At 73.0% G+C, this 24980-nt stretch carries 23 protein-coding genes; 6 read left to right on the plus strand and 17 right to left on the minus strand.

Going from position 1 to position 24980, the window contains the following annotated elements; translation table 11 throughout:
* The first annotated feature begins 82 nt into the window (after positions 1 to 82).
* From ACFV2X_RS35350 to ACFV2X_RS35360, 3 genes are all read left to right on the plus strand, one after another.
* Positions 83 to 688, plus strand: a complete 606-nt coding sequence (locus ACFV2X_RS35350) for a carbonic anhydrase (RefSeq protein WP_385624598.1) — start codon at positions 83 to 85, stop codon at positions 686 to 688.
* Positions 682 to 2622, plus strand: a complete 1941-nt coding sequence (locus ACFV2X_RS35355; protein ID WP_385624601.1) for a SulP family inorganic anion transporter — start codon at positions 682 to 684, stop codon at positions 2620 to 2622. The genes ACFV2X_RS35350 and ACFV2X_RS35355 overlap by 7 nt, the downstream gene beginning before the upstream one ends.
* 208 nt (positions 2623 to 2830) lie before the next feature.
* Positions 2831 to 3088: a hypothetical protein gene (locus ACFV2X_RS35360; RefSeq protein ID WP_385624603.1), complete on the plus strand. Its 258-nt coding sequence runs from the start codon at positions 2831 to 2833 to the stop codon at positions 3086 to 3088.
* A gap of 56 nt (positions 3089 to 3144) precedes the next feature.
* Here ACFV2X_RS35360 and ACFV2X_RS35365 read toward each other — a convergent pair whose 3' ends face one another.
* The 10 genes from ACFV2X_RS35365 to infC all read right to left on the minus strand — a co-directional run bounded on the left by ACFV2X_RS35365 (position 3145) and on the right by infC (position 14053).
* Complete coding sequence (locus ACFV2X_RS35365) at positions 3145 to 3675, minus strand: NUDIX hydrolase (RefSeq protein WP_014175134.1); 531 nt, start codon at positions 3673 to 3675, stop codon at positions 3145 to 3147.
* A 58-nt stretch (positions 3676 to 3733) separates the two neighbouring features.
* Positions 3734 to 5071 carry a transcriptional regulator gene (locus ACFV2X_RS35370; RefSeq protein ID WP_385624606.1) on the minus strand — a complete coding sequence of 446 codons (1338 nt, stop codon included), beginning with the start codon at positions 5069 to 5071 and terminating at the stop codon, positions 3734 to 3736.
* A gap of 120 nt (positions 5072 to 5191) precedes the next feature.
* Positions 5192 to 6373, minus strand: coding sequence for a PP2C family protein-serine/threonine phosphatase (locus tag ACFV2X_RS35375; RefSeq protein WP_385624608.1), 1182 nt, complete (start codon positions 6371 to 6373; stop codon positions 5192 to 5194).
* 275 nt (positions 6374 to 6648) lie between these two features.
* Positions 6649 to 9174, minus strand: a complete 2526-nt coding sequence (pheT, locus tag ACFV2X_RS35380; RefSeq protein WP_385624611.1) for a phenylalanine--tRNA ligase subunit beta — start codon at positions 9172 to 9174, stop codon at positions 6649 to 6651.
* The gene (gene pheS / locus ACFV2X_RS35385; protein ID WP_385624613.1) at positions 9174 to 10310 is read right to left on the minus strand and encodes a phenylalanine--tRNA ligase subunit alpha; all 1137 of its coding nucleotides are present in this window, start codon (positions 10308 to 10310) and stop codon (positions 9174 to 9176) included. The genes pheT and pheS overlap by 1 nt, the downstream gene beginning before the upstream one ends.
* Positions 10311 to 10456: 146 nt before the next feature.
* Positions 10457 to 11626: a sensor histidine kinase gene (locus ACFV2X_RS35390; protein ID WP_385624616.1), complete on the minus strand. Its 1170-nt coding sequence runs from the start codon at positions 11624 to 11626 to the stop codon at positions 10457 to 10459.
* A 75-nt stretch (positions 11627 to 11701) separates the two neighbouring features.
* Positions 11702 to 12535: a TrmH family RNA methyltransferase gene (locus ACFV2X_RS35395; RefSeq protein WP_385624619.1), complete on the minus strand. Its 834-nt coding sequence runs from the start codon at positions 12533 to 12535 to the stop codon at positions 11702 to 11704.
* 101 nt (positions 12536 to 12636) lie between these two features.
* On the minus strand, positions 12637 to 13020 hold the full coding sequence (gene rplT / locus ACFV2X_RS35400) for a 50S ribosomal protein L20 (RefSeq protein WP_014175141.1): 384 nt from the start codon (positions 13018 to 13020) through the stop codon (positions 12637 to 12639).
* Positions 13021 to 13121: 101 nt separating this feature from the next.
* Complete coding sequence (gene rpmI, locus ACFV2X_RS35405) at positions 13122 to 13316, minus strand: 50S ribosomal protein L35 (protein WP_319691807.1); 195 nt, start codon at positions 13314 to 13316, stop codon at positions 13122 to 13124.
* Positions 13317 to 13432: 116 nt separating this feature from the next.
* Positions 13433 to 14053: a translation initiation factor IF-3 gene (gene infC / locus ACFV2X_RS35410; RefSeq protein WP_385624675.1), complete on the minus strand. Its 621-nt coding sequence runs from the start codon at positions 14051 to 14053 to the stop codon at positions 13433 to 13435.
* Between the two features lie 410 nt (positions 14054 to 14463).
* Here infC and ACFV2X_RS35415 point away from each other — a divergent pair, with 410 nt between their 5' ends.
* A complete protein-coding gene (locus tag ACFV2X_RS35415; protein ID WP_385624622.1) occupies positions 14464 to 14835 on the plus strand; it encodes a DUF1844 domain-containing protein in 372 nt (123 codons plus the stop codon).
* Positions 14836 to 14896: 61 nt separating this feature from the next.
* Here ACFV2X_RS35415 and ACFV2X_RS35420 read toward each other — a convergent pair whose 3' ends face one another.
* Together ACFV2X_RS35420 and ACFV2X_RS35425 are read right to left on the minus strand one after the other, a co-directional pair.
* A complete protein-coding gene (locus tag ACFV2X_RS35420; protein WP_385624625.1) occupies positions 14897 to 15733 on the minus strand; it encodes an aquaporin in 837 nt (278 codons plus the stop codon).
* 111 nt (positions 15734 to 15844) lie between these two features.
* On the minus strand, positions 15845 to 16579 hold the full coding sequence (locus ACFV2X_RS35425; protein WP_385624628.1) for an SseB family protein: 735 nt from the start codon (positions 16577 to 16579) through the stop codon (positions 15845 to 15847).
* A 336-nt stretch (positions 16580 to 16915) separates the two neighbouring features.
* On the opposite strand from ACFV2X_RS35425, the gene ACFV2X_RS35430 reads away from it, so the two are divergent.
* The gene (locus ACFV2X_RS35430; protein WP_385624631.1) at positions 16916 to 17707 is read left to right on the plus strand and encodes a serine hydrolase; all 792 of its coding nucleotides are present in this window, start codon (positions 16916 to 16918) and stop codon (positions 17705 to 17707) included.
* Between the two features lie 21 nt (positions 17708 to 17728).
* Here ACFV2X_RS35430 and mycP read toward each other — a convergent pair whose 3' ends face one another.
* Complete coding sequence (mycP, locus tag ACFV2X_RS35435) at positions 17729 to 18970, minus strand: type VII secretion-associated serine protease mycosin (protein WP_385624633.1); 1242 nt, start codon at positions 18968 to 18970, stop codon at positions 17729 to 17731.
* 13 nt (positions 18971 to 18983) lie between these two features.
* Positions 18984 to 20183 carry a hypothetical protein gene (locus ACFV2X_RS35440; RefSeq protein WP_385624635.1) on the minus strand — a complete coding sequence of 400 codons (1200 nt, stop codon included), beginning with the start codon at positions 20181 to 20183 and terminating at the stop codon, positions 18984 to 18986.
* 131 nt (positions 20184 to 20314) lie between these two features.
* On the opposite strand from ACFV2X_RS35440, the gene ACFV2X_RS35445 reads away from it, so the two are divergent.
* Positions 20315 to 21535, plus strand: coding sequence for an amino acid deaminase/aldolase (locus ACFV2X_RS35445; protein ID WP_385624637.1), 1221 nt, complete (start codon positions 20315 to 20317; stop codon positions 21533 to 21535).
* Between the two features lie 43 nt (positions 21536 to 21578).
* Here ACFV2X_RS35445 and ACFV2X_RS35450 read toward each other — a convergent pair whose 3' ends face one another.
* The 3 genes from ACFV2X_RS35450 to ACFV2X_RS35460 all read right to left on the minus strand — a co-directional run bounded on the left by ACFV2X_RS35450 (position 21579) and on the right by ACFV2X_RS35460 (position 24969).
* Positions 21579 to 22577, minus strand: a complete 999-nt coding sequence (locus ACFV2X_RS35450; protein ID WP_385624639.1) for a DUF2510 domain-containing protein — start codon at positions 22575 to 22577, stop codon at positions 21579 to 21581.
* 198 nt (positions 22578 to 22775) lie between these two features.
* The gene (locus ACFV2X_RS35455) at positions 22776 to 23585 is read right to left on the minus strand and encodes a 3-oxoacyl-ACP reductase (RefSeq protein WP_385624641.1); all 810 of its coding nucleotides are present in this window, start codon (positions 23583 to 23585) and stop codon (positions 22776 to 22778) included.
* A gap of 1 nt (position 23586) precedes the next feature.
* Positions 23587 to 24969 carry an aldehyde dehydrogenase family protein gene (locus tag ACFV2X_RS35460; protein ID WP_385624643.1) on the minus strand — a complete coding sequence of 461 codons (1383 nt, stop codon included), beginning with the start codon at positions 24967 to 24969 and terminating at the stop codon, positions 23587 to 23589.
* Positions 24970 to 24980: the final 11 nt, after the last annotated feature.

Here is a 24980-nt window from a genome sequence, read left to right on the forward strand (position 1 = left end):
GCTGGCCTTCGCTTAACCTTCCGCTGGCCCAGACCTGCTTACGGTGCATGACACCTGGTCCAGCCAGCTGTCAGGAGGCACGATGAAATCCTTGGTCGAGCACGCCCGCGCTTTTCGGTACCGAGCCGATTTCGCGAGCGACGAGTACCGGAAACTGGCCGAAGGACAATTCCCCGAAGCGCTGTTCATTACCTGTTCGGACTCCCGGGTCATACCGGCTCTCATCACCGGTGCCCGGCCCGGGGAGATTTTCGAGCTGCGCAACGCGGGCAACATAGTTCCACCGCACGGAATCCATCTGGTCTCCGGTGAGGCCGCCACCGTCGAATACGCCTTGGAAGTGCTCGGGGTGCGGGACGTCGTCGTCTGCGGCCATTCCCACTGCGGCGCCATGGGCGCGCTGGAGTCCGGCGCGGACCTGTCGACACTGCCCGGGGTGAGCGCCTGGCTGGAGCTCGCCCGGCCCGGGCTGGCCCCGGAGATCACCGGTGGCTGCGAGGACCCGTCGCTGAGGGGGCTGGCGCAGCTCAATGTGCGCAACCAGCTCTCGGCGCTGAGGGATTATCCAGCGGCCCGCCGGCGGCTGGACGAGGGCCGGCTGCGGCTGCACGGCTGGTACTACCAGGTCGACACCGGCGAGTTGTGGGAGCTCGATCAGGACGGCCGCTTCCGGGAGCATCCGTGCTGACCGGGCAGGGCTCGCCCCGGCGCGCCCGGGGCCGCCATGCGGCGGGGCCGCCGGTCACGTACGGGAGCGCCCCGTCGTACGGGGGCGCTGACGCGCCATATGAGCCCGCCGCCCCGCCATACGGGGCCGCCGACGCGCCGTACGAGCCCGCCGCCCCGGCATACGGGCCGGCCGACGCGGCATACGGAGCCGCGCCACCCCCGCCGCCCACGCCGCCCGCCGCTCCGCCCGGCCGCGGCCCCACGGGGCGCCGCGCCCGGGCGGCCCGCGGTGGCAAGCCCCGCGCGGGCGGTGCCGGCTCCGGTAGCGCCACCAGCGGTTTCGACCTGGGCACCGAGATCACCGCCTCGTTCGTCGTCTTCCTCGTCGCCCTGCCCCTGTGCATCGGCGTCGCCGTCGCCTCCGGCACACCGCCCGAGCTGGGCATCATCTCGGGCGTCGTCGGCGGTCTCGTGGTGGGCGTGGCCCGGGGCAGCTCCTTGCAGGTGAGCGGGCCCGCGGCGGGCCTGACCGCGCTGGTCCTGGAGACGGTGACGGAGCACGGCCTCGCCATGCTCGGGGTGATCGTGCTGGCCTCCGGGGTGCTCCAGATCGTGCTGGGGCTGATCCGCCTCGGCCGGCTGTTCCAGGCGATCTCGGTCGCCGTGGTCCAGGGCATGCTCGCGGGGATAGGCCTGCCGCTGATGTTCAGCCAGTCGTATCCGCTGGCCGACGCCCGGGCCCCGGGCTCGCCCCTGGAGAACATGGCGGGGTTCCCCGGGCTGGTCGCCGACACCCTGCGGGACCCGCAGACGATGATCGCGGCCGGGCTCGGCATCGCCACGGTCGCCCTCAGCTTCCTGTGGAAGAAGGTGCCGGGGCCGGTCGGCAAGGTCCCCGCGGCGCTGGTCGCGGTGGGGGTCGGCATCGCCGTCGCCGCGCTGCCCGGGGTCGAGGTGAAGACGCTGGAGGTGGGCGATCTGTTCGCCTCCGTGCAACTGCCGGGGGCGGCTGAGTTCGCGGGGCTGGCGGACGCCGCGATCCTGGGCGCCGTGCTCACCTTCACCATCATCGCGTCGGCGGAGAGCCTGTTCACCGCCGCCGCGGTCGACCGCATGCACGACGGCGCGCGCACCCGCTACAACTCCGAACTGGTCGCCCAGGGCGTCGGGAACACGGTGTGCGGGTTCCTCGGCGCGCTCCCGGTGACCGCGGTCGTGGCCCGCAGCTCGGCGAACGTCCAGGCGGGCGCCAGGACCCGGCTCTCCCGTACGCTGCACGGCCTGTGGCTGCTGGGCTTCGCGCTGCTGCTGCCGAACGTGCTCGCCCTCGTCCCGATCTCGGTCCTCGCGGGCGTCCTGGTCCACAGCGGCTGGAAGCTGCTCGCCCCGCAGGAGTTTCCGAAGATGTGGCGTCAGGACCGCGGCGAATTCGTCGTCATGGCCCTCACCACGGTCGCCATCGTCGCCACCGCGCTGCTCGAAGGCGTGCTGATCGGTCTCGCCGCCGGGGTGGTGCTGGCGGCGCTGCGCATGTCGCGCACCCACGTCAAGGAGCACACCGAGGGCGATACGGCCCATCTCACCATGGCCGGCAGCGCCACCTTCCTGCGCCTTCCCCAGGTGATCGAGGCACTGGAGGCCATCACCGCGTCCGGCAAGCCGCGGATCCGGCTGGACCTGACGGCAGTGACCCACCTGGACCACGCCTGCCGCAGCCAGATCGAGGAATTCGTCGCCCAGCAACGCGCGTCGGACGCCGTGGCGGTGGAGCTGCTGATGCCCGGGGACACGGCGCTCCGGGCCGCGGAACCCGCCCCGGACGCCGGGCCGGGTCCGGCTCCGTCCCCGGTTCCTGTCCCGGGTCCGACGGCGGAGTGGTTCTATCTGGACACCCGCCCGACGGAGGAGGCCCGGGCACCCGGCGCTGCATTTGCCCGGGGCATGCGGTATTGAGGGTAAATCGACCGCGCGATCTCACGCAGCGTGATCGCTCTCGGCTCCGGATATGGCCGACCACACAACTCGGTCACACGGTTTTCACACGGGGTGTGCGCCGGTGACCCGCGTCCGTCCTGCGCACACTCTCCCGCACCACCCTGCGACACGGTTGACTCAGACTGTCGAAAGTGCACGAAAGCACATTCCGGAAGGGGAACAGTCCGTGACCACCGAGCCCGAGCACGCCGCGTTAGCCGTGGAGCTCGCGGAAATCCGCCGCAGGGTCGATGTCAGTCTGGCCCGTGTCGACGGACAACTCGCCCTGCTCGACCACCGCGGGGAACAGTCCGAGGAGGATGTGGAACAACTGACGGTACGCGTACGCCATTTGGAGCACGGCCGCTGGCCGCTGCCGTCCATCGCCGCGCTCACGGGGGTATGCGCGCTGGTGCTGGCGCTGTGGCAGGCCGCCGTCCGCTGACGCCCGGCCGGGGGGGGACGCGGTCGGCAGGCCGCCGGCGGGGGCGACGCCGGCGGTCAGCCGAGGCGGATGTGGTGGAGCAGCAGCAGCGCGGCCGCCATGTTCGCGGCGGGCACCTCGCCGCGCGCCACCATGTCCGGGACGGACTTGAGCGGTACCCAGGCGCGCCGGTCGGATTCGAAGTCGTCCTCCGGCGGCCCGACGTACGCGGCTTCCTCCGCCCAGTAGATGTGGTGCCGGGCATCGGTGAGCCCGTTGGACGGCTCGACGGAGAGCAGATGGCGCAGCGGGCCGGGGCGCCACCCGGTCTCCTCCTCCATCTCGCGGGCCGCGGCGACCTCGATGTCCTCGCCGTCCTCGACGACGCCGGCCGCCAGCTCCCAGCCCCAGGCGTCGGTGATGAAGCGGTGCCGCCACAGCAGAAGTACCTCGTTGGCCGCGTTGACGACGGTGGCCACGGCCACGGGGCGCAGCCGGATCAGATAGTGGTCCAGGTGGCGGCCGTCGGGGAGTCTGACATCGGCGAGGTTCACCGAGAACCACCGGTTCTCGTACACGGTCCGCTCCCTGAGGTTCTTCCATCGCACTGTCAGCCACCTTCCGCCGCACAGTTGGCAAGGCTGTCGACGAGGGCGCGGACCGGACTCAGAGAGGCACGCGCAGCGCCCCGTCGATGAGTTCGGCGGCCTTGGCAGTCGCCACGCTCCCGCTCTCGGCGAGGTGCTCCCGCACGGCGCGGAGCCGGTCGCGTAACCGCCTGGACTCCATACCGCGGGCCCGCTCGGTCATTTCCACCGCCGTGGCCACCGCCCGGTCCGCGTCGCCCTGTCTCAGCGCGATATGGGTGAGCATGGCGAGCCGGTGCACCCGGCCGCGGTCGTGCGCGGGGGTGCCGACCGCGGCGGCGGCGTTCTCCAGAGCGCCGCCGAGGTCGCCCAGGCTCAGCAGCGCCTCCGCGACCTGGACGTTGACCAGGCCGGGCTGGACGTAGCCGGTCTCGTCGGGCTCCTGGCCGGGGCGGATCCGGTCGGCGGCGGTCTCGGCGCGCCGGATGCAGGCCAGCGCCCCGGCGCCGTCGCCCAGCCGCGCGTACGCCTTGGCCTGCATGGCGTACAGGTCGGAGGCGAGCGCGGGGGTGATATGCGAACCGGACGCGCGCAGCGCCGATTCGGCGAAGGCGACCGCCTGTCGGTACTCCTTCATGAACAGGGACTGGTTGACCAGCAGCGCGATGACATACGCGCCGAGTCCGCGGTCACCACTGGCCTTGGCCAGCCGCAGCGCCTGGTGGAAGTAGCGCTGGGCCAGGCCGTGGGCGTCCGAGTCGTAGGCGCAGATACCGGCGATGGCCACCAGGCCTCCGGTCGCCCGGTGCAGCTGGCGGCCGGTGGCGTCGGGGTAGCTGCCGCGCAGCAGCGGCGCGGCCTCGGCGTTGAGGAAGCCCACGACGCGGGCTCTGGTCGCCACGCCGCCGGCCTTGCGGTACATCTGCTCGTAGTGGGCGCGGGCGGCGCGCAGCATGTCGATGTCGGACATGCTGACGCGGGTGAGGCCGCGGCGGGAGACGTCCGAGTCCTCCGGTGGGTTCTCCCACTCCCACACCGGGATGACGGCGGGGGTGCCGGTGACCGCGGGAGCGGCCACGACATGGGGCCGCTGCTGCTCGTCGGAGCGCCACAGCGCGGTGGCGCGCTCGACGAAGCCGGACAGCGGGGTGGCGGGGGCGCGCGGGGAGCCGGGGGTGCCGAGGCCGATGTCGTCGAGGGTGAGCGCGCGGTGCAGCCGCTCGCCGAGCACTTCGCAGATGAGGTCGGGCACTTGGCCGCGGGGGCGCTGGCCCTTCAGCCAGCGGGCGACCGCGGTGTGTTCGTACCGCAGCTTCATGCCGCGGGCCCGGCCCGCCTCGTTGATGTGTGCGGCGAGCCCGGCATGGGAGATCCCGGCCTCGTCGAGTACGGAGTCGAGCAGTGTGTTGGGCTCCATGACCCCCTCCTGATACGCCCCAGCCACGTGCCCCGCATGGCCAGCGTAGTGGAGGTCGATTCGCACGGGGTGTGAACTGACCCGGGATGTGAACTGGCCCGGGGTCTGAGGTGACCGGGCTCAGCCGGTCTTCGTCTCGTTGCGCAGCGCCAGCAGGGCGACGTCGTCGGCGAGTCGGCCGCCGGTGTGCCGCAGCACCGCCGACCGCACCCTGTCGACGACCGCCGCGGGGACGATCGGGCCGGTGCCCGCGGCCTTGACCAGGGCGGGTCCGAGCTCGAAGAAGGTCCCGTGCGCGTCGCGGGCGTCCTCGGCCCCGTCGGTGTGCAGGACGAGCGTGGCGCCGGGCTGCAGCGGGGCGCCGCGGGCGGCGGAGAGGTGGTCGGGCAGCGCGAAGGGGCCGAGCGGGGGGAGCACTTCGCCCAGGTCCAGCCGGTGCGCCCGCGGCCCGCCGGTCGCCTCCTCGGACAGCAGATACGGCCAGGGGTGGCCGCAGTTGAGGGCGGCGAGCTCGCCGTCGGCGCCGACTTCGAGCAGGAGTACGGTGACGAACTCCTCCGCGACCGGGGTCCTCGGCTCCTCGCCGGCCGGGGGATCGCCCAGGGCGCGCTCGTGCAGATGGCGCTGCAGGGCGCGGTCCAGGCGGCGCATGACGTCGGTGAGTTCGGGCTCGTCGTGGGCGGCCTCGCGGAAGCTGCCGAGCACGGCGGCGACGGTGCCGATGGCGCCGAGGCCGTGGCCGCGGGCGTCTCCGATGATCACGCGGACGCCGTGCGCGGTGGCCAGCACCTCGTACAGATCGCCGCCGACCGCGGCGCCCCGGCTGGCCGACAGATAGCCGGCCGCCATCTCGATGCCGTCCAGGCGGGCCGGCAGCGGCCGCAGCACCGCGTCCTGAGCGGCGGCGGCCACCGCCCGCAGCTGCTCCAGTTCGCGGACCAGCCGCAATCTGCGGCCGTTGGTGAGATAGCTGGCGACGACCACGGCGAGGATGGCGCCGCAGCTGACCAGGCTCGCGTGTGGTTCCTCCACATCGCCGTCGGGCTCCAGGGTGCTCGGCGGGCCGAGGGCGAACAGCATGCTCGCGCCGCCGAGCAGCAGGATGCATCGGCGGCGGCCGCTGCTGGCGCAGGCGATGGCGGGCGCCGCGGCGAGGAGCGGGACCACTTCGGTGTCATGCGGGGTCAGCAGCTCCCAGCAGAGGGCGCCGAGCACCCAGAGGCAGGGGATGACCGTGGTGAAGGCCCGTCGGCCCCGTGCACCCGGTACGAACGCACCGCCGACTGCCCATGTCCCGATCATGTGTCGTCCCCCAACGCCGGCCAATGAGGCGGTTGGCCGGGCCCTGGTGGTCGGTGCTGCGCGGGCCGTGCGACCGGGACGATTCTTTCGACAGCTTCTGTCAAAATGAGTAGTCGGACTCCGATTCTCACCTGATCGGGTGAGATGTTCTTCGTCGTGTTGCCGAACGCCACGCCGAAGCAGCGACAAACGGCCCCCCAATGCGGTGGGGGCGCACCCCGCGTACGGGATGCGCCCCCACCAGCACTCAGGCGAAGAACACTCAGGCGAAGCCCTCAGGCGCCGCGCAGCACCGCCCCGGTGCGCTCGACCGCCGCCGCGATCGCCGCGTCACGGGCCGCCGAGGCATCCTCGGCCGTCAGCGTGCGGTCGGGGGCGCGGAAGCGGAGGGCGTAGGCCAGGGACTTCTTGCCCTCGCCCAGCTGCTCGCCGGTGAAGACGTCGAACAGCCGCAGCGATTCGAGGAGTTCACCCGCGCCGGCCCGCAGCGCCGCCTCGACATCGGCCGCGGCGACCGACGCGTCGACGACGAGCGCGACGTCCTGGGTGGCCACCGGGAAGGTGGACACATGCGGGGCCTGGACCGGGCCCGGAGCCGCCCGCTCCAGGCGGTCGAGCTCGATCTCCATGGCGCAGGTGCGCTCGGGCAGGCCGAGGGCCTTGGTGACCCGGGGGTGCAGCTCACCGGCGTTGCCCACAAGGATCTCCTGGCCGTCGACGACGGCCAGCAGCGCGGCACACCGGCCGGGGTGCCAGGGGTCCTGCTGGTCCTGGCGGACGATCAGCTCAACCCCCGCCGCACGGGCCACGATCCGCCCCGCCTCGACCGCGTCGGCCCAGCTCACCGGGGTGTCCTTGCCCCACCAGCCGGACTGCTCACGGGCGCCCGCCAGGACGACGGCGGCGCGCCGCGGCTGGCTGGGCAGCGCCGCGTTCAGCTCGGCGATCTCCTCGTCCGACGGACGGTGGTCGACGGGCAGGCTGATCGCCGGGGGCTCGTCGCCGGTGGCGCGGAAGACCAGACCCGTCTCGAACAGCGCGAGGTCACGCGTCCCGCGGCCGTCGTTGCGCCGCAGCGCGGCGAGCAGCCCCGGCAGCATGGTGGTGCGCAGCGCCGGCTCGGCATCGGAGAGCGGGTTGACCAGGCGGACCATGTCGCGCCGCGGGTCGTCCGCGGCCAGGCCCAGCTGGTCGAGCACTTCCTCGCCGATGAACGGGTAGTTCAGGGCCTCCACATAGCCGGCGCCGGCCAGCGCCCGGCCGACCCGGCGGTGCAGCCGCTGGCGCTCGGTCAGCCCGCGGCCGGCCGGCGGCCGGGGCAGGGTCGAGGGCAGGTTCTCATAGCCCTCCAGCCGGATGACCTCCTCGGCGAGGTCGTTGGGGTCCCGCAGATCGGGCCGCCAGCTGGGGACGGTCACGGTGAGGGTGTCGGCGCCGTAGACGTCGCAGCCGACCTGCTGGAGCCGGCGCACCACGGTCTCCCGGCCGTAGGCGAGGCCCGCGACCTTGTCCGGGTGGTCGGCGGCCACCGTGATCGTATGGGGCGCGCTGGGCGCGACGATCTCGGTGACGCCCGCCTCGGCGGTGCCGCCCGCCAGCAGCACCAGCAGGTCCACGGTGCGCTGGGCGGCGGCCGAGGCGGCCTCGGGGTCGACCCCGCGCTCGAAGCGCCGGGACGCCTCGGAGGACAGCTTGTGGCGGCGCGCCGTGCGGGCGATGGAGACCGCGTCGAAGTGCGCGGCCTCGACGACCACCTCCGTGGTGCCCTGGACGGCGCCGGTCTCGGGGTCGGCCTGGGCGTCGGCGATCTCGGTGTTGGCCCCGCCCATGACGCCGGCGAGCCCGATCGGGCCGTTGTCGTCGGTGATCACCAGGTCCTCGGCGTCCAGGACGCGCTTGGTGCCGTCGAGGGTGGTGAACTTCTCGCCCGGCTCGGCGCGGCGCACACCGATCGTGCCGCTGACCCGCGACCGGTCGTAGGCGTGCAGCGGCTGCCCGAGCTCGAGCATCACGTAGTTGGTGATGTCGACGGCGAGCGAGACCGGCCGCATCCCTGCCTTCTGCAGCCGGCGCTGCAGCCAGATCGGGGAGTGCGCCTCGGGGTCGAGCCCGGTGACCGTACGCGCGGTGAAGCGGTCGCAGCCGATCCGGTCGGCGACCTGGACCGGGTAGCCGTGCGCGTTGGGCGCGGGCACGTCCAGCAGGGCCGGGTCGCGCAGCGGCAGCCCGTACGCGGTGGCGACCTCGCGGGCGATACCGCGCAGCGACAGGCAGTAGCCGCGGTCCGGGGTGACGGCGATGTCCAGGACCTCGTCGACGAGCTCGAGCGGCTCGATCGCGTCGGTGCCCACCTCGTACTCCGGGGGCAGCACGATGATGCCCTCGTGGTCGTCGGACATGCCGAGCTCGGCGGCCGAGCAGATCATGCCCTCGGAGACCTTGCCGTACGTCTTGCGCGCCGAGATCGCGAAGCCGCCGGGCAGCACCGCGCCTGGCAGGGAGACGACGACCTTGTCGCCGACCGCGAAGTTGATCGCGCCACAGATGATGTTCTGCGGCTCGCCGGTGCCGTTCGCCTGTCCGACGTCGACCTGGCAGTAGCGGATGGGCTTCTTGAAGCCCTCCAGCGTCTCGATCGCCAGCACCCGGCCGACCACCAGGGGGCCCTTGAGCCCGGCGCCGAGCTGCTCGACGGTCTCGACCTCGAGCCCGGCCGAGACGAGTTTGGCCTGCACGTCGCGGCCGGTCTCACCGGCCGGCAGGTCGACGTACTCCCGCAGCCAAGAAAGCGGGACCCGCATCAGATCTCCATCCCGAAGGGCCGGGTGAAGCGCACATCACCCTCGACCATGTCTCGCATGTCTTCCACGTTGTGCCGGAACATCAGCATCCGCTCGATGCCGAACCCGAAGGCGAACCCGCTGTACTGCTCCGGGTCGATGCCGCAGGCGATCAGCACCCGCGGGTTGACCATGCCGCAGCCGCCGAGTTCGATCCAGCCCTCGCTGGAGCAGGTGCGGCAGGGCCGGTCGGGGTTGCCGACCGAGGCGCCGCGGCACACATAGCACTGCATGTCCATCTCGGCGGACGGCTCGGTGAACGGGAAGAAGTTCGGCCGCAGCCGGGTGGACATGCCCTCCCCGAACAGCGCCCTGACCATGTGGTCCAGGGTGCCCTTGAGGTCGGCCATGGTCAGGCCCTCGTCGACGGCCAGCAGCTCGACCTGGTGGAAGACCGGGGTGTGCGTGGCGTCCAACTCGTCGGTACGGAACGTCCGGCCGGGGCAGATCACATAGATGGGCGGCTTCCGGTCGAGCATCGACCGGATCTGCACGGGCGAGGTGTGGGTGCGCAGCACCACCCCGGACTCGCCGCCCTCCTGCCCCTTCGCACCCTTCGCGCCCTGTACGAAGAAGGTGTCCTGCATCTCGCGGGCCGGGTGGTCCGGCGGGAAGTTGAGCGCGTCGAAGTTGAACCACTCCGCCTCGACCTCGGGCCCCTCGGCGACCTCGTAGCCCATGGCCACGAAGACGTCCTCGATGCGCTCCGAGAGCGTGGTGATGGGGTGGCGGGCGCCGGCCGGGATCCGGTCGTACGGCAGCGTGACGTCCACCGCCTCCTCGACCAGCACCCGGGCGTCCCGCTCCGCTTCCAGCTCCGTCTGCCGGGCCGCCAGCGCCTTGTTCACCGCCCCGCGCGCCTGGCCGACGCGCTTGCCCGCGTCCGCCTTCGCATGCGGCGGCAGCGCGCCGATCTCGCGGTTGGCCAGCGCCAGCGGCGAGCGGTCGCCGCTGTGCGCGACCTTCACCTCGCGCAGCGCCTCGAGATCACCGGCCGCGGCGACGGCGGCCAGCGCCTCGTCCCGCATCCGGGCGACCTCTTCTGGTTTCAATGCCTCGACCTCGACAGGGTCGTACGACTTATTCGGTGCCGACATCTCTTCCCGTGCTTCCGATTGGCTGGGCGCGGCCCGCCTCGACCACTGGTGCGCCAAAGGTGCCAAAAGCCGAGTCTAAAGGGCGCTGGACCGCGCTGTTCCGGGGGACGCCCCGGGCCCCGGTCGAGTGTGGGCCCGTGGGCTCCTCAGGCCAGGTAGGCCGGGGTACCCACGGGCAGGGTAAATCGGAACTCCGCGCCGCCGCCGGGGGCCCGGCCGACGGTGATCGTCCCGCCGTGTGCCTCGACGATGCCCTTGACGATGTACAGGCCCAGGCCGGTGCCGCCGCGCTTGCTGCCCCGCCAGAAGCGGGTGAAGACGCGGCTCATCGACTCCTCGGGGATCCCGGGGCCCTCATCGCTCACGGTGACGGCGGTCCTTTCGACAGTGGGGCCTTCCGCGGCCGGCTTGACCAGCTCGGGGGCCACCTCAATGGTGACGGCTCCCTCGCCGTGGCGCACCGCGTTTTCCAGGAGGTTGCCCAGCACCTGGTCGACCTTGTCCGGATCGGCCCACAGGCCCGGCAGCGGCTCCCTGACCTTGATGAGAAAGCGCTCGGAGGAGTGACCCGAGGCGGTCAGCGCCTGGACGTGGCGCCGGACCGCGGCCGCGATGTCGACCGGCTGGCGGCGCACCTCAAGACGGCCGGAGTCGATCCGCGATATGTCGAGCAGCTCGGCGATCAGGCGGGTGACGCGGTTGGCGTCGGCGTCGACGGTCTCCAGCATCAGCCGCTTCTGGTCGTCGGTGAAGCGCTCCCATTTCGCCAGCAGCGTCGCCGTGAACCCCTTCACCGAGGTCAGCGGGGAGCGCAGCTCATGGGCGACGGTGGCGATCAGCTCGGCGTGGCTGCGCTCGGTGCGGCGGCGCGCCTCGGTGCCGCGCAGCGAGACCACGACCCGGCGCACCGGCCCCATCGGCCGCTCGCGCACATACCGGGCGGAGACCAGCACCTCACGGCCGCCGGGCAGCAGGAGGTTGCGCTCGGGCTGGCCGACGCGGGTGGCCAGGCCCCCGTACGGATCGGTCAGCGCCCACCAGCGGCGCCCCTCCAGGTCCTCTAACGGGAGCGCGCGCTCCAGCTTCCGTCCCAGGGCGTCGGCCTGGCGGGTCGCGGTGATCCGGGCCGCCGCGGCGTTGAAGCAGGTGACGCGGCCGGTCTCATCGGCGATGACCAGGCCGTCGGGCAGGTCGTCCGGGTGCACGCCGAGGCCCGCCGCCGCCTCGTCCGGCTCCCACCGCGCGTACTCGGCGGGCAGGCGCGCTCCGGGCGCACAGGCATCACTCGACCTGGCGCCGGAGGTCCTGACGTCCATCCCCGCACCCCCTCCGCTCGCGGCCGGACGCCCCCTTTGACGACAGACCCTGGGCCCCCAGAGGGGGCAACCCTACTAGGTCGATGTGACGGAGCGGCACCCTCCGGGAGCGCGCTGCGCACGAGCGGAGGCGTAGAGGCACACAGCGGCGGCCGTGGCGAGGTTGAGGCTCTCGGCCCTGCCGTGGATCGGAACGCGCACCACGTCGTCCGCGAGTGCGCGGGTCGCCTCCGGCAGTCCCCACGCCTCGTTGCCGAAGATCCAGGCGGTGGGCGCGCCGAGGACCCCCTCGTCGAGCTCGGTGTCCAGGTCCCGCTCCCCCGCCCCGTCGGCGGCCACCACCCGCGCCCCGGCCTCCCGCAGCCCGCTCACGGCGCGCTCCACGGGCACCCCGACGGCGACGGGCAGATGGAAGAGGGAGCCCACGGAGGCCCGTACGGACTTGGGGTTGTACAGGTCGACGGAGGCGTCGGTGAGCACCACGGCGTCCGCCCCGGCGGCGTCCGCGCAGCGCAGCACGGTGCCGGCGTTACCGGGGTCGCGGACATGCGCCAGCACCGCGACCAGCCGGGGGCGGGCGCGCAGTATCTCCTCGAACGGCGTGTCCAGGAAGCGGCACAGCCCGACGATGCCCTGCGGGGTGACGGTGTCCGACATCTCGGCGACGACCTCGTCGGTCGCGGTGAGCACGGGGGCGCCCGCGGCGCGGGCTGCGGCGACGATGTCCGCGTGGCGCGCGGCGGCCTCCGGGGTCACGTACACCTCCACGAGGTGCGCCATCGCCTCCCGGACGGCCTGCGGCCCCTCGACGAGGAACCTGCGCTCCTTACCGCGGAAGCTGCGCTTGGCGAGCCGTCTCGCCGCGGTGACGCGCGGCGATCTAAGGGAGGTCAGCTCGGGGGTCGCCATGGGGGTGCTCTCAGTTCTGTTGTCCGGTGCCTACCGACACGCACGGACCCGCAGGTGACGGGTCACCTGCGGGTCCGTAGCCGTACAGCTCAGCGCAGCGCTTACGCGGCCTTCGGCGCGTTCACGTCGCTCGGCAGCGCCTTCTGCGCGGCCTCGACCAGCGCGGCGAAGGCGTTCGCGTCGTTGACCGCCAGGTCGGCCAGGATCTTGCGGTCCACCTCGATGTTGGCGGCCTTCAGACCCTGGATGAAGCGGTTGTACGTGATGCCGTTGGCGCGGGCAGCGGCGTTGATGCGCTGGATCCACAGCTGACGGAAGTCGCCCTTGCGCTTCTTGCGGTCGTTGTAGTTGTAGACCAGGGAGTGGGTGACCTGCTCCTTGGCCTTGCGGTACAGGCGGGAGCGCTGGCCCCGGTAACCGCTGGCCTGCTCGAGGATCGCCCGGCGCTTCTTGTGGGCGTTGACTGCCCGCTTGACGCGTGCCACTTGTTTAACTCCTTGTACGGGGCCGCGGCTGACTCACGCGGCCCGGAAACGAATAGGTCCCGGTCGGCTCGGTGCGCGCCCCGCCGTAGCGGGGCGGGGCGTCACTTGCCGAGAAGCTTCTTGATCTTCTTGGCGTCGGCCGGGGCCATCTCGGTCGTGCCGGCCAGGCGGCGCGTCAACGTGGACGGCTTGTGCTCGAGGTAGTGGCGGCGACCGGCGCGCTGACGCACCACCTTGCCGGAGCCGGTGAGCTTGAAGCGCTTGCTGGCACCACTGTGCGTCTTGTTCTTCGGCATGTCGCCGTTCTCTCCTCGTCGGGACGCCGTCCGGCCGCTGTGTGCACGGTGAAGCGTCGGGATGTTTCGGGTTGTGTCCGGGGCGCGCGGCCCCGGGGTGAGGCTCGCGCCTCGAATCACGCCTCGGCGGGCTCCTCGGCGGGCTCCTCCGCGGGGCTGTGGCCCTGCTGGCGCTCCGCCTTGCGGGCGGCCTGCGCCTCGCGGGCCTCGGCCATCGCCTCGGTCTTCTTCTTGTGCGGACCGAGAACCATGATCATGTTTCGGCCGTCCTGCTTCGGGTTGGACTCCACGAAGCCCAGCTCCTGGACGTCCTCGGCCAACCGCTGCAGCAGCCGGTAGCCGAGTTCCGGCCGGGACTGCTCACGGCCACGGAACATGATCGTGATCTTGACCTTGTCGCCCTGCTTGAGGAACCGGACGACGTGACCCTTCTTGGTGTCATAGTCGTGCGGGTCGATCTTCGGCCGGAGCTTCATCTCCTTGATGACCGTGTGCGCCTGGTTCTTGCGCGCCTCACGGGCCTTCATGGCCGACTCGTACTTGAACTTTCCGTAGTCCATGAGCTTGCAGACCGGCGGGCGAGCGTTCGCCGCCACCTCGACGAGGTCGAGGTCGTACTCCTGCGCAAGCTCCAGGGCCTTGGCAAGCGGCACGATGCCGACCTGCTCGCCACTGGGACCGACGAGTCGCACCTCGGGGACGCGAATCCGGTCGTTGATGCGGGGCTCGGCGCTGATGGGGCCTCCTCGGTTGCACCACGCGACCGTCTGGCGGACTGCCGCGTAACGTCTGTTCTTGTCGGACCACCGCGCCGTGACGTGAAAAACGCCCCGGACGGTACGCAGGCGGGGCTCCTCATAGACCGGGAGCACCGCCGCGATATCACCGCGGGGCGCAGCCTGACCGATGACCTGCCGACCGGGGGTCGGTTCAGGTGGGAGTTCGGAGCCTCCACTTGCGGGCCGGGCACACCAGTGACCGGCCGGTCGTTTCCCTACGATACCAGGACTGGCCGAGAATGCTCACCACGGAGGATGCCCACCGCCCGCCCGGCCGCCCGCCCCCGCGCCCCGCCCGGCGGAACGGGCCCGCGGCGCGCCGCCTAGGCTGGGTCGCACCATCCACCAGGAAGTGAGCCTCGAGCACCATGAGCGACGCCAACGCCGGTCAGCCCGCACCCGCGCCCGACTTCGATCAGATGACCCGCGACATCGCGGACGTACCCGCGGTCGAGGTGATCACGACGGTCGCGGTGCACCTGATGAGCGCGGCGGCGGTCAATCTGGGGCTGGCCGAGGAGGGCCCGCAGCACAAGGACCTGGACGAGGCGCGGAAGCTGATCAACGCGCTGGCCGGGCTGGTCACGGCCGGCGCCACGGAGATCAGCTCCTTCCACGCCGCGCCGCTGCGCGATGGTCTGAAGTCGCTGCAGCTGGCCTTCCGCGAGGCGTCGGTGGTGCCGGACGAGCCGGGGCAGGGGCCGGGCGAGAAGTTCACCGGGCCGGTCTTCGGAAGCTGAGCGGGGCCGAGCGACAGCGGGCCGCACGCCTTCCCGTCCTGCGGGCGAGGCGGCGGGCGGCTTACGCGGCTTCCGGCCCCTTGGCCTCCGGTTCGCCCGTCGCGGGGCCCCTGCCGCCGAGCCGTCTGCCCCAGAGCGTATGCGGCCGGGGGCCGGTCACCTGCTCCTCCTCGACGACCGGCTGCCCGGGGTGGGTGAGCATGTGCAGACCCGCCGCGAGCACTCCGCCGATCATCGGCGCGATCAGGAACAGCCACAGCTGCGAGAGCGCCCCGCCGCCCGCGAACAGCGCCGGGCCCAGGCTGCGCGCCGGGTTCACGGAGGTCCACGTCAGCGGGATGCCGACCAGGTTGACCGCCGTGAGGGCCAGACCCACCGGCAACGGCTCCGTGCCGACCAAAGCGACCTTGCTGGTCACCGTGAGGAAGATGAAGACCAGCAGGAACGTCAGCAGCACCTCGGCGAGGAAGGCCCCGCCGCCGCCGATGCCCACCGGCGACCGGCCCCCGTAGCCATTGCTGCCGAACGCGTCGCTGGTCACCAGCCTCGGCACCTGCTTGGCCAGCAGGAAGAGCACCGCCGCGCCCACGATCCCGCCGACCAGCTGCGCCACCCAGTACTCGACGGCCGTACGGATGTCGATGCGCTTGGCCAGCAGCACGCCCAGGGTGATCGCCGGGTTGACATGGCAGCCGGAGATACGGCCGAAGGCGTAAGCGATCGCGATCAAGGTGAAGCCGAAGGCGAACGAGATGCCGACGGCGTTGATGTAGTCGCCCGCGAGGACCAGGGAACCGACACCGAAGAAGACCAGCAGCGCGGTTCCGACGAATTCGGCCACGACCGTTCTCGTGTCTGTCGTTCGCGTCTCCGCTGTATCCGCCGTACTCGTAACCATTGGCGCGCTCCTCATCGGATCGCCAGTTGTCGTCCTTGCATTGTGGGACGAAAGAGGAGATTTCGCCTGTCGGAGATCGCGAAGCCGCAGGGCCTCGCAGAGCGGCGGGGCTCAGCGGCTGAACATCGGCTCCCCCGGCACCGGCGTCCCCGGCGGCAGCAGCGCCAGGTCGAGACCGCGCACCAGCCGGGCCCGCAGCGTCTCGTCCGCGGCCAGGGCCTCCGCGACCCGCCGCACCGCCTCCGGCGCGGGAGCGCCCGGGTCCAGGGTGAGCGCGAGGATGCCGTCCGAGTCCGCGGCGGGCGTCAGATGGGCGCGGAGCACACCGGGCTCGGCGGCCAGCACCGTACGCAGCGCCTCCGCGACCGCCGGGTCGGCGAGCGGATCGGCGCTGGTCCGGCCCTCGGCGAGGGCGAGCAGGGCGGGCCCGGTCAGCTGGTACGGCACCGGCCCGGCCAGATCGAGCACCACGGTGTCCGCCTTCTCGTGCGCGGCGGCCTCCAGCGCCTGGCGCAGCGGTACGGCCACCGGCCGGGCGTCGGCGCGCCAGCGGGCCAGCGTCTCCAGGGAGGTGAAGGCGGGCAGGGCGCGCCGGCCGTCGGGCGCCTGAAGCGTGGGCACGGCCATATCGCTGGTCTTCTCCCGGCGCAACCCGTCGGGGCCTTCCTCGACCTCGCCGAGGAGCGCGACCACCGGCACCAGCAGCCGCGCCCCGGTGAGCGCGCCGAGCACTTCGGGCTCGGCGGAGGGGTCGTCGGCCCAGGCGGCGAGCGCCGCGGTCAGGCGAGGGTCGGCGGAGCCGTCGTCGCCGGAGAAGCCGGGGTCGGGGATGTTCTTGAGCGCCACCCGATGAGAGTATCGGGGGCCGCCGAAATGATTTCTCACGGGCTCTTAACCTGCCTCTTAACTGAGAACCAGAACCTCCGCTTAGCGTCGCCCGTCATGGAATCCGGGACTCCAGGGGAAAGAGACAGCGGCGGCGCACACCGTTCCACCACGCGCCGCCCCGCTCTGTACGCGGCCGTCACGGCGGTGGCACTGTTGATCGGTGCGGTCGCCGTCGGGACGCATGTACGGCCTCAGGACCAGCCGCGGAATGCCGCCCCCCGCGCCACGACCACCCCGGCCGCCGCCTCGCCGCCGGCCACGTCGAGCGGCGGCGGGACCAGGGGAGGAAGCGGCATGGAGCGAGTGGGCAGGCAGAAGACGCAGGCACCGGCATCGTCGTCACCGCCGCCGTCGGGCGCCGCGCTGACCGCGGCCCTGACCGACGCGCTGGACGCCGTGGCGGATGGCACCGACGGACAGTTCTCGGCCGCGGTCCTGGACACCGGCTCGGCGGCGGGCGCGGTGTACGGCGACGGGGCGTACGACACCGCGAGCATCGTGAAGGTGGACATCCTCGCCGCGCTGCTGCTCCAGGCCCAGGACGCGGGGCGGCAGCTCACGGCCCAGGAGCGCTCGTACGCCACCGTGATGATCCAGAAGAGCGACAACGACGCGGCGACCGCGCTGTGGCAGGAGATCGGCGGCGCGGCGGGCCTCGACGCCGCCAACAAGCGGCTCGGCCTGACCGAGACACACGGCGGCCAGTCGGGCCGGTGGGGGCTCACCCAGACCACCGCCGCCGATCAGCTCACGCTGCTGCGGGCGGTCTTCGCGACCGGCGCGGAGGGCGACAAGGCGGTGCTCAGCGAGCCGTCCCGGGCGTACGTCCAACGGCTCATGGGGCAGATAGCCGAGGACCAGGCCTGGGGTGTCTCGGCCGCCGCCGACGACGCGGCCGGCACCCGGCTCAAGAACGGCTGGCTGCCGCGCAGCGCCACCGGCCTGTGGGTCGTCAACAGCATCGGCCGGGTCACGGCGCAGGGGCATACGTACCTTGTGGCCGTGCTCTCCAACGGGCACAAGGACATGGACACCGGTGTCGCCCTGGTGGAGTCCGCGGCCCGCGCGGCCGTGGGCGTTTTTTAGAACTTTGTAAGGCTCGGAGCCTCAGCCGCCGGGCCGCCGGCCCACGCTCCGCCGCCACCGTGCGAACCCCGCCCCCGGGCCGCGCAGCGGCCCCGACCCGCGCCACAGCGCCACCGCGGCGGCCAGCAGGCCCGCCCCGGCCACTCCGGCGGTGAGCGCGAGGCGGTTCGGGCCGCCCTCGTCGCTCTCCGTACGGGCGTGGTCCGGGCCCGAGCCGAAGTAGCGCTGGGGAGAGGCCCCCACGACCGGCCGCTGCGCCTGGGGCTTGAGCTTCGCCCCCGCCTTGATCGCCGCCGCCGGGTCCACCAGGCCCGCGCCGAGCTCGTCGTTGCGGCCGCCCTTGGGGCGGTCCTGGGCGGTGTCGATGAGCAGCTGTCTGATCTGCCGGGGGCTCAGCTCGGGGTGGGCGGCGCGGACGAGGGCGGCCGAGCCGGAGACGAACGCGGCGGCGGCGCTGGTCCCCCAGCCCTCGTAGTAGCGCCGGTCGGGGTCGGCGATGACCACGTCGTCGCCGGGCGCGCAGACCGCGGCGTACCAGCGGCGGGTGGAGAAGACGGCGCGCAAGCCGTAACGGTCCACGGCGGTCACCGCGATCACCCCGGGGTACGCGGCCGGATAGGAGGCCCGGTCGCCGTCCTCGCCGCCGTTGCCCGCCGAGGCCACCACGACCACGCCCTTGCGCAGCGCGTACTGTACGGCGGCGTCCTCGGCGGGCTCGGGGTGCGCGGACTTGCTGTCGTCGCCCAGCGACAGGTTGATCACATCGGCTCCGTGGTCGACCGCCCAGCGGATCCCGTTCGCCAGCGCGCCGCCGCGCTGCGTACGGGCCTTCTTGCGGGCCGGGTCGGCCTCCTCCAGGATCACGCGCACCGGCAGGATCTTGGCCTCGGGGGCCACGCCCTTCACGCCGTCGCTGCCGGAAGCGCCGTGACCGTGCCCCGCGATGATCCCGGCCATGGCGGTCCCGTGCCGCGCCCAGGCGCGGTCGCCGCGCCCGGCTCCGAAGCCGACCATGTCCTTGCCCGTGAGGACCTGGCCCGCGAGGTCCGGGTGCTGGTCGTCCACACCGGTGTCGAGCACCGCGACCGTCACGCCCGCGCCCTTGGTCGTCTGCCAGGCGGTCGGCACGTGAATGGCGTCCAGTGCCCACTCCCGCGCCTGTATCGCGTCCGCCCGGGCGGGCACGGCGGGCAGCAGCAGCGCCAGCCCGGCCGAGGCCAGCCCCGCGCCCACGGCCCGACCCAGCCGCCGCCAGCGGGTCATCGCGGGACCTCCGTCATCGCGGGTCCTCCGTCTTGGACAGGGCGCGGCGGAAGGCGCGCTCGATCTCGTCGGCGATGCCGCGCGCATCGTGGCCGAGGCCCGACTGGGCCGGGGCCGTCGTCGCGCCGCCGCGGGTGGCCTCGCCGGCCGGCTGCGGGTCGGTGACCTTACGGCCGTCGGCGAAGCCGGACACGGTGTACACGACGGCCGGGGCGTCCGGCAGGATCCGGATCCGCCAGCTGGCGCGCTGGGCGTCGCCGAAGCCGGCGGCGGCGGTGCCCTTCGCCGCGTACGGGCGGGGCATGAGGTCGGCACGCTCGCCCAGCCCCTCGGCCTGGAACCGCTCGCTGAGTTTGCGCATGGCCCCCGACTCGGCCTTCGTCACCAGCAGGCCGACGGTGGTCACACCGGTGCTGGTGGCGTCCGTGTAGGTGGCGCGCAGCAGCCGCTTGCAGCCGACCGGGGCCAGGGCCTTCTCGAGCAGCGGGTCGAAGGCGCCGCCGCAACTGCTGTCCGGGGCGACCGCGATCCGCGTCCAGTCGCGGTCGGCGCCGCCGGGACCGGCCCCGCGCAGGGTGCGGGGGAAGAGCTCGTCGACGGGGACGCTGTGCCAGGCGCTGCGGGCCCGTGCGTAGCTGTCGCCGTCGGCCGACCGGGACCCGGAGTCGCCGGTCAGCCAGGATCCGGCCGCCGCGCCGCCGAACAGCCCGAGGCCGAGGACGAGACTGGCGGCGGCGGCCGCGACCCTGCCGCGGGTGCGGCGGCCGGCCGGCCGGTCCGGGGCGGCGCCGCCGTACGGGGAGTCGAGCGTGGACCGGTCGGGGCGGCGCCATGGGGCGAAGGCGGCTGGCCGGGGAGCGAAGGGGGGCGCGGCGGGCGGGGGCGCGGAGGTGGGGCGTGGAGGGAGGCCGGTGGGGCGTGGAGGGAGGCCGGTGGGGCGCGGCGGGCTGTCGGCCGACCGCGCCCGCGGTATGCCCGTGCCGCTGCCCGCGGCTGTGCTCCCCGCTGTGTTCCCGCCCGTACTCGCGCCCGCGTTTCCGCCCCGGTTCGGGCGCGGGGTGCGCAGCGGCACGCCCAGGATCGGGGTGTCCGGGTCGCCCACCGGCCCGGCTCCCGGGGTGGCGCCCGGCGGGGGCGCGGTGTGCGGAGGGTGGGCGGGGCGGGGTGGTGGGATGCGGTGTGGGCTGCGTGCCTGTTCCGCTTCGGTGCTCACCTGCACCCCTCTCGCACCCTCGAAAGACTTCGAAAGACGTGTTGTGTGCGCGACACTCTACGGTGCGCCGGGCGCCATTCGCACCGGTCGCCCTCTACCCGGTGGTAACGACCGTCTGGCAAGCTTCGGCCATGTCCGCGCTCCCCGCTGATCTCTCCGCTGATCTTCCTGCCCAGCGTGCCCGTTACGACCGGGCCACCGCTCATCTCGAGGCACCGCTGGCGATCGTCGATCTGCGGGCCTTCGACGACAACGCCCGGGATCTGGTGCGGCGGGCGCACGGCAAGCCGGTCCGGGTGGCGAGCAAGTCGGTGCGGTGCCGCGCGCTGCTCGACCGGGCGCTGGCCAAGGACGGCTTCGCGGGCATCATGAGCTTCACGCTCGCGGAGTCGCTGTGGCTGGCGCGCGAGGGGTACGAGGACGTCCTGCTCGCCTATCCGTCGACCGACCGGGACGGGTTCGCCGCGCTGACCGGCGATCCCAAGCTCGCCGCCGCCGTGACGGTGATGGTGGACGATATGAGCCACCTCGACCTGATCGAGAGTGTGCGCTCCGGGACCGAAGAGGTCCGGGTCTGCCTGGAGTTGGACACCTCGCTGCGGCTGCTGGGCGGCCGGGTACGGATCGGCGCGCTGCGCTCGCCACTGCGCGACCCGGCCCGGCTGGCCGAGCTGGCGGAGGCGATCCAGCGCCGCCCGGGGTTCCGCGTCGTCGGGCTGATGGGGTACGAGGGGCATGTGGCGGGCGTGGGCGACGCGCTGGCCGGACGCCCGCTGCGGTCCCGTGCCATCCGGCTGATGCAGTCCGCCGCGCGCCGTGAGCTGGCCGAGCGGCGCGGGGCCGTGGTGCGCGCCGTTCGGGCGGTGGCGGATCTGGAGTTCGTGAACGGGGGCGGCACGGGCAGCGTGCAGCACACCGCCGCGGAGGGCGCGGTGACGGAGATCGCCGCCGGATCCGGGCTCTACCAGCCTCGGCTGTTCGACAACTACACCTCCTTCCGCGGCCGCCCGGCGGCCCTCTTCGCCCAGCCGGTGGTGCGCCGGCCGGGCGTGGGTGTGGTGACGGTGCTCGGCGGCGGCTACCCGGCCTCGGGCGCGGCGGGCCGGGACCGGCTGCCGGTGCCGTATCTGCCGGAGGGGCTGGCCTACGACCCGATGGAGGGGCCCGGCGAGGTGCAGACCCCGCTCCTGGGGACGCCCGCCGACGATCTGCTGATCGGCGACAAGGTGTGGTTCCGGCATGCCAAGGCCGGGGAGCTGTGCGAGCGCTTCGAGGTGCTGCACCTGGTCGACGGGGACCGGGTGGTGGACACGGTGCCCACGTACCGGGGCGAGGGCCGCACCTACCTGTGACGGCGGATGCCCGGATGCCCCGGACGGAGACCGGTGACCGGGGTCAGACGGACTCGCCGTTGCCGCTGTCGCCCAGCGCCCTGATGCCCTTGACGATCTTGTCCATGACGGACAGCGACGGCGCCTTGTCGCTGACGTCGAATCCGAAGCGCACCAGGACCATGGTGTCGGGCAGGAGAGGTGAGGGGAAGGCGACGGTCTGGACGTAGCCGTCCTCGCCCTTCTTCGTGATCACCTTCCAGCGCACCAGGTAGCCCTTCTGCCCGGCGACCGTGACCGCCTCGGACTTGAGCTGCTTGTGCGAGGTGATCCCGCCGTACGACTCCTTGCCGTTCTGCGGGTTCTTGCCGTAGGAGCTCTCCGCGGCCTGCTTGATGTCCTCCTTGGCGATGCCCTCCGCGGACTTGGCCTTGAACCCCGTGGCCGGCATGGAGAAGACGCCGCCGCGCAGGCAGTTGCTCTTCGCGTCGTTCGGGCAGGGGTAGGTGTCCTTCGTGGTGACGCCCGCGCCGCCCGCGCTGCTGCGGCCTTCCTTCCAGCCGTCCAGGACCGGAAGGCTGATGCCGTTCAGGGCGTCCTCGGCGATGCTCGGATCGTCGCTGGGCGCGGGGGCGGTGGGGGTGTCGGTGGGGCCGCCCGGGCCCCCTCCGTCGTCGCCGCCGGAGGTGCCCCCCTTGCTGTCCCCGCCGCTGCTGCCGTCCGGGGCGGGCGCGGATGTGGTGGCGGTCGGCCCGGGCTTGGCCCCGCCGCGGTCGTCGGACCCTCCGTCGTCGTCGCCCAGCAGCGCGACGCCGCCCGCGATGGCGGCGGCCACGACGGCCGCCACCACGACGGCCGCCGCGATCTTCGGGCCGCGGCCCCGCGCGGGGGTGCCGGTCTCTCCTGGCGTATAGACGGGCACGGGCGGGCCGAACGTCTGGCTCGTCGGTCCCGGGGCCTCGCGGGTGTGCTCGGTCCAGCCGAACCCGTCCCACCAGCGTTCGGGGGCGGGGCCGAGGCCGGTGTAGCCGGGGTCCGGGTACCAGCCCGGGGGTGTCGTCATGCTCACGCCGTCACCTTATGGCCACGCGTCCACTCCGTACACCGGACCGTCCCAACCCCCCTTTTTTGAGGCTCGGTTCGCCTCCGGGGCGCTACAGCCCCTGTCGACGGTCGACCGTGCTCGCCCCTTCGTACCTCAGGGCCTCCGCGCGCTCTCCCTCTCGACAGCGACCGCGCCCCTTCGGCTCACTCGCCCGGCTCACACCGGGGTGACGTACGCCCCCGCGATGCCGCCGTCGACCAGGAACTCCGCGGCGTTGACGAACGAGGAGTCGTCGCTGGCGAGGAACGCGACCGCGGCGGCGATCTCCTCCGGTTCGGCGAAGCGCCCCACCGGGATGTGCACCAGGCGGCGCGCGGCGCGCTCGGGGTCCTTGGCGAACAGCTCCTTCAGCAGCGGGGTGTTGACCGGACCGGGGCACAGCGCGTTGACCCGGATGCCCTCGCGGGCGAACTGCACGCCCAGCTCGCGCGACATCGCCAGCACCCCGCCCTTCGACGCCGTGTAGCTGATCTGCGAGGTCGCGGCGCCCATGACGGCCACGAAGGAGGCCGTGTTGATGATCGACCCCTTGCCCTGCCGCTGCATATAGGGCAGCGCGGCCTTGCAGCACAGATAGACGGAGGTGAGGTTGACCTCCTGGACCCGCTTCCAGGCGTCCAGGCCGGTGGTGAGGATCGAGTCGTCGTCGGGCGGCGAGATGCCCGCGTTGTTGAAGGCCACGTCGACCGAGCCGTAGGTGTCGTACGCGGTCTTGAACAGCGCCTCGACCTGCTCGGGGTCGGTGACGTCCACCCGGACGTACAGCCCGCCGACCTCGTCGGCCGCGGCCTTGCCCGCGCTCTCGTCGATATCGGCGCAGACGACCCGCGCGCCCTCGGAGGCCAGGCGGCGCACGGTGGCCAGGCCGATACCGCTGCCCGCCCCGGTGACGACGGCGGTACGGCCGACCAGGCGGCGGCAGACCGGGGCCTCGGGGGGCTCGGGGGTGTTCGGGTTGTCGGTCACGTCACTGCTCCTCGGTGCTGATGAAGACGTTCTTGGTCTCGGTGAAGGCCGCCAGCGCGCCGGGCCCCAGCTCCCGCCCGAGGCCGGACTGCTTGTAGCCCCCGAACGGGGTCCAGTAGCGCACGCTGCTGTGCGAGTTGACGGACAGGTTTCCGGCGGCGACGGCCCGCGAGACGCGTACGGCGCGGCCCACGTCGCGGGTCCAGATGGAGCCGGACAGGCCGTAGTCGGTGGCGTTGGCCAGCCGTACGGCGTCGGCTTCGTCCTCGAAGGGCAGGACCACGGCGACCGGTCCGAAGATCTCCTCGACGGCGGCGCGGTGGGTGGGCCCGACGCCATCCAGGACGGTGGCCGGGTACCAGAAGCCCTTGCCCGCCGGGGCCTCGCCGCGGAACGCGACGCGCGTGTCCTCGGTGACGTAGGACCGTACGCGCTCGCGCTGCGCGGCGGAGATCAGCGGGCCCATGGCGGTGCCGGGTTCGGCCGGGTCGCCCACCACGACGGAGCGCACGGCGGGCTCCAGCAGCTCCATGAACCGGTCGTAGACGGCGCGCTGGACCAGGATGCGGCTGCGGGCGCAGCAGTCCTGGCCGGTGTTGTCCAGGAAGGAGCCGGGGGCCGAGCGCGCGGCCAGCTCGATATCGGCGTCGGCGAAGACGATGTTGGGGCTCTTGCCGCCGAGTTCGAGGGTCACGCGCTTCACGCCCGCCGCGCATTTGGCCATGATCCGCTTGCCGACGGCCGTCGACCCGGTGAAGACGACCTTGGCGACGCGCGGGTGCTCGGCCAGCGCCTCGCCCGCGACCGGCCCGGCACCGGGCAGCACCTGGAAGAGCCCGTCGGGGAGCCCCGCCTCGGTGGCGAGTTCGGCCAGCCTGAGCGCGGTGAGCGGGGTGGTCTCGGCGGGCTTGAGGAGAACGGCGTTGCCGGCCGCGAGGGCGGGGGCGGTGCCCCAGGCGGCGATCGGCATGGGGAAGTTCCAGGGCGCGATGACGGCGACGACGCCCAGGGGCTCCTGGAAGGTGATGTTCAGCCCGCCAGGTACCGGGATCTGGCTGCCGGCGAGGCGTTCCACTCCCCCGGCCGCGTACTCCAGCAGATCGCGGACGTTGCCCGCCTCCCAGCGGGCGTTGCCGATGGGGTGCCCGGCCTCGCGGACCTCCAGCTGGGCGAGCTCCTCGAGGTGGTCGTCGACGGCGGTGGCGAAGCGGCGCAGCAGCCGCGCGCGGTCGCCGGGCGCCAGGGCGGCCCAGCCGGTCTGGGCCCGGGCGGCCCGGGTGACGGCGGCGTCGACGTCGGCGGGGGTGGCGGCGGGGACGGTGGCGATGACTTCTTCGGTCGCCGGGTTGAGTACCTGGTGTTCGTGCGGGTGCTCGTTGCTCACGTGGTGGTTCC

It is taken from the genome of Streptomyces sp. NPDC059679 (assembly GCF_042734105.1).
In the GTDB taxonomy this organism is placed as follows: domain Bacteria; phylum Actinomycetota; class Actinomycetes; order Streptomycetales; family Streptomycetaceae; genus Streptomyces.